Genomic DNA, 4,180 nt, shown 5'->3' with positions numbered 1-4,180 from the left:
CCGCCGGAGTGGGCGCCGCTGACGGCGTCGCTGCTCGCCGACATCATGCGTGACGCGGGCCTGCCCGACGGTGTGTTCAACGTCGTGCAGGGCACGGGCGTCGACGCGGGCGCCCCACTGACGCGTCACCCCGGTATCAACCGGCTGTGCTTCACCGGCTCCGTCCCGACGGCCGGCGTCATCGCCGCTGCGGCCGCGCCGAACATCGTCCCGTTGTCGTTCGAGCTGGGCGGCAAGTCGCCGCTGCTCGTGCTCGACGACGCCGACATGGATCTGGCCGTCGACATCGCCGTCGAGCAGTTCGACAACGCCGGGCAGGTCTGTCTCAAGGGCGCGCGTCTGCTCGTCGACGCCAAGATCGCCGAGGAGTTCACGCAGCGTGTGCTCGACAAGGCTCGCACGCTCAAGCAGGGTGACCCGCGCGACCTGACGAGCGACGTCTCCGCACTCGTCACGCGCAAGCACTTCGAGACCGTCGACGGTTTCGTCCAGCGCGCCAAGGCGGACGGTGCGCGCGTCCTCATGGGCGGGGGGCCGAACGACGAGCTGGGCGGCTTGTTCTACTCGCCGACGATCCTCGCCGACTGCCCCGCAGGCTCGGAGATCCTCACCGAGGAGGTCTTCGGCCCCGTCCTCACGATCGAGACGTTCGACGGCGACGAGGCCGGCGTCGCGATGGCGAACGACACGCGCTTCGGGCTCGCCGCGACGCTCGTGACGTCGGACCCCGAGCGGGCAGAAAGCGTTTCGGCGCAACTGCGCGCGGGCACCGTCTGGGTCAACTGCTTCTTCGTCCGCGACCTCGGCGCGCCGTTCGGTGGCAGCGGCCAGTCCGGTATCGGCCGCGAGGGCGGCATCTGGAGCTTCGACTTCTACTGCGACGTGAAGAACTCCGTCTTCGCGCCGAGCAACTGAACGATCGAGTCGCTGAACAACTGAATGGCCGAGAAATTGTGCGGCACTGCTCGCAGGTGCCCGCCGCACATCTTTTGCGTGCGGGGCACCTGGGTGCACGTGCACGCAAAGGATGGCGGGCCTTGGGGCAGGTCAATGACGAGAAACGACGATGAACGAAGGAGACGGACATGGGTGAAGTGGTAGGCGCCGGTCTGCTGGCGCACGTGCCGACGATCATGCTGCCCGAGGACGTGCGGCGCAGCCTCAACAACGGCGAGGACACGACGCTCGTCGCCGGGCTCCAGCAGTTGCGGCGCGAGGTGTTCGACGTGCTCGACTACGACACCGTCGTCGTACTCGACAGCCACTGGGCGACGACCGTCGAGTTCGTCGTCACGGCGCAGGATCGCCGCTCGGGGCTGTTCACGTCGGAGGAGTTGCCGCGCGGCATGCCGCGTCGTCACTACGACTTCCCCGGCGACCCGGAGCTCGCGCACCTCATCGCGAGCAAGGCCGACGAGCACGGCACCTGGATCACCGCGATCGACGACCACTCGCTGCCGATCTTCTACGCGACGACGAACATGTGGGAGTACCTCGGCAAGGGCCTCGACGACAAGAAGTGGATCTCCATCGGCGTGTGCCAAACAGCCGACACGGAGGACAACCTGCGCCTCGGCCGCGCGCTCGGTGACGCCATCCGCGAGAGCGACCGCAAGGTGCTGCTCATCGCCTCCGGCGCGCTCAGCCACACGTTCTGGCCGCTGCGCAAGCTGCGCGACCACGAGGCCGCCAGCAGCGAGCACATCTTCTCGCAGGAGGCGTGCCAGGCCGACCTGCAGCGCATGGAATGGTTCGCGAACGGCGATCACGCGCGCGTCCTCGACACGATGGACGAGTTCTACCGGTACAAGCCCGAAGCACGATTCGGGCACTACCTCATGATGATCGGTGCCCTCGGCGAAGGCGACTGCACCGCCCCGTCGCGTCAGTACGGCGAGTACGAGAACTCCGTCGGTACTGGCCAGGTGCACCTGTGGTTCGACCAGCCCGACGGTGGCTTCCCCGCGCCGCACCGCACCGTCATCGACGACGACGTCTTGCGTCAGAAGGCTGCCTCGGCGGCTGCTGAGGCGGGCCCGCAACACATTCCCGACGTCCCGGCCGCGGGCTGAGGGCGTCGGCTGTCCGCCGACCTTGACCTTGATCCCGATCCACCCCACGAGGAGAACCCGATGACCCTGCGCGAAACCCGCCGCATCCTGCTGGACGGCAACCCCGTCGACGTCGTCGTCGACGGTGACGACCTCGTCGCCGGCGACGGTCGTCGCGTCGCCATCGCCGACGCGACGCACCTGCCGCCCGTGACGCCGAGCAAGATTGTCTGCGTGCACCTCAACTACCGCAGCCGCGTCGACGAGATGATGACGACGCTGCCGAAGGCGCCGACGTACTTCCACAAGCCCGTCTCCGCGCTCAACACGCACGAGGGTGCCGTCGTGCGCCCCGAGGGTTGCAAGTGGCTCAACTACGAGGGCGAGATCGCCATCGTCATCGGCAAGACGTGCCGCAACATCTCGCCCGACGAGGCCGGCGACTACATCCGCGGCTACACCGTCGCCAACGACTACGGCCTGCACGACTTCCGCGACACCGACTCCGGTTCGATGCTGCGCGTCAAGGGTGCCGACACGCTCTGCCCCGTCGGCCCCGGCGTCATCGAGGGCTGGGATTTCCGCGGCAAGCGCATCCGCACCCTCGTCAACGGTGAGGTGAAGCAGGACGGCACGACCGACGAGATGGAGTGGAACATGCACTACCTCGTCGCCGACATCGCCCGCACCATCACGCTGCAGCCCGGCGACCTGCTGCTGTCCGGCACGCCCGCCATCTCGCGGACGGTGTACCCCGGTGACGTCGTCGAGGTCGAGGTCGAAGGCCTCGGCACGCTGCGCAACCACATCGTGACGGGCCCGACGCCCATCCGCACCGACGTCGGCGCGCAGGTCACCGAGTCGGAGGAAGTCCTCTCCACCGCCCAGGGTGGCGACTGGGAGTTCCGCGGTATCCGAAAGCCGATGCCTCCGCAGCCGTGATGCCCGCGCCTTCCGGCGCGTCTTCCGGCGCGTCTTCCGGCGGTGTGGCTTCGCAGGCTCAGCCGCACCGCTCGGTGCGACACGACCGGCGGGGGCGGCGCGGAATGATGTCCCACTCGGTGTTGATACGCACGATGTAGGAGTTGTTCGTGGCGAAATCTCCCCACGTGGTGTCGAAACGCACCACGTGGGAGAACTTTGAGGTGATGACGATGACGATGACGACTAGGCGGGTGACGGCGTGAGTCGACCCATCATCGCGATGCCGGCGCGGTTCTCCGCGTCCGCGTCAGCTCTGCGCTACGGCGCAGATGTCATGGCGCGCGCGCTCATGGACGCCGTCTGGGCGGCGGGGGGCGAGCCGGTCGTCATCCACCCCGTTGCCCCGATCGCCGAGCCGATGACCGCTGGGGGCGATGACGGCACCGAGCGCGGGGCTCCCGACGCACTCGTCGACCCAACGCGTGGATTCGCCGGTATTCCAGACGCGTTCGTCGACCAGGTCGCCGAACGCGTGGCCTTCGCCGATGGCATCCTCCTGCCCGGTGGTGGCGACATCTCGCCCGTCTGGACAGGCGAAGCGATGCACGACACCCACTACGACGTCGACGTCGAACAGGACGCGTTCGACTTCGCACTCGCGCGCGTCATCGTCGGACGGGCCGTGCCGGTGCTCGCGATCTGTCGTGGCATGCAGTTGCTCAACGTGGCCTTGGGGGGCACGTTGCACTTCGACATGGACGACGAGCTCGGCGTGTCGGCGCACCGTCATCGCGTCGAGGACGTCGAGCTCGACCCGTCGTCTCGCCTCGCGCAGGTGCTCGGCGGGTCGAGCGTCAAGGCCAGCTGCTACCACCACCAGTGCCTACGGGACGTCGCGCCCGGCTGGCGGGTCGTCGCGCGTGCCGATGACGGGACGACGGAAGCCGTCGAACTCGACCCGACGACCGACGCTGTGGCGGCAAGCACCTCGGCGAGCGAGCGCGAGTCAGGCCTTGTGGGCGCGGGGGCCAGCATCGTCGCGGTGCAATGGCACCCGGAGGACACCTTCGACACCGATGCGCAGCAACTGCGATTGTTCAGCGACCTCGTCGAACGCGCCCGTCACGCCTGAGCGCGACGCACTTTCGACGCCGACGTGCAACAACTGCGGCTGCTCAGCGATCTCGTCGAGCGCGCTCGTCACG

5 protein-coding genes are annotated in these 4,180 nt (G+C 68.2%); 4 read left to right on the top strand and 1 reads right to left on the bottom strand.

Annotated features, from left to right (window positions below; translation table 11 throughout):
• From B2284_RS05960 to B2284_RS05950, 3 genes are all read left to right on the top strand, one after another.
• Window positions 1–915: aldehyde dehydrogenase family protein (locus tag B2284_RS05960; protein ID WP_286697295.1), on the top strand; the 915-nt coding region annotated here is incomplete at its 5' end.
• 170 nt (window positions 916–1,085) lie between these two features.
• Window positions 1,086–2,072, top strand: coding sequence for a 3,4-dihydroxyphenylacetate 2,3-dioxygenase (locus tag B2284_RS05955; protein WP_074045877.1), 987 nt, complete (start codon window positions 1,086–1,088; stop codon window positions 2,070–2,072).
• A gap of 60 nt (window positions 2,073–2,132) precedes the next feature.
• Window positions 2,133–2,993 (top strand): fumarylacetoacetate hydrolase family protein, encoded by an 861-nt coding sequence (locus B2284_RS05950; RefSeq protein ID WP_205747100.1) that lies wholly within the window; start codon window positions 2,133–2,135, stop codon window positions 2,991–2,993.
• Window positions 2,994–3,051: 58 nt separating this feature from the next.
• Here B2284_RS05950 and B2284_RS05945 read toward each other — a convergent pair whose 3' ends face one another.
• Window positions 3,052–3,180 carry a hypothetical protein gene (locus B2284_RS05945; protein ID WP_276606014.1) on the bottom strand — a complete coding sequence of 43 codons (129 nt, stop codon included), beginning with the start codon at window positions 3,178–3,180 and terminating at the stop codon, window positions 3,052–3,054.
• Between the two features lie 54 nt (window positions 3,181–3,234).
• Between B2284_RS05945 and B2284_RS05940 the strand changes: the two genes are divergently transcribed.
• Window positions 3,235–4,107: a gamma-glutamyl-gamma-aminobutyrate hydrolase family protein gene (locus B2284_RS05940; RefSeq protein WP_006947107.1), complete on the top strand. Its 873-nt coding sequence runs from the start codon at window positions 3,235–3,237 to the stop codon at window positions 4,105–4,107.
• Window positions 4,108–4,180: the final 73 nt, after the last annotated feature.

The sequence above is a fragment of the Dermacoccus sp. UBA1591 genome (assembly GCF_002322065.1).
GTDB classification, from domain to species: domain Bacteria; phylum Actinomycetota; class Actinomycetes; order Actinomycetales; family Dermatophilaceae; genus Dermacoccus; species Dermacoccus nishinomiyaensis.
The sequence above is the reverse complement of the archived record's forward strand: the minus strand, read 5'-3'. Positions and strand labels throughout refer to the sequence as shown.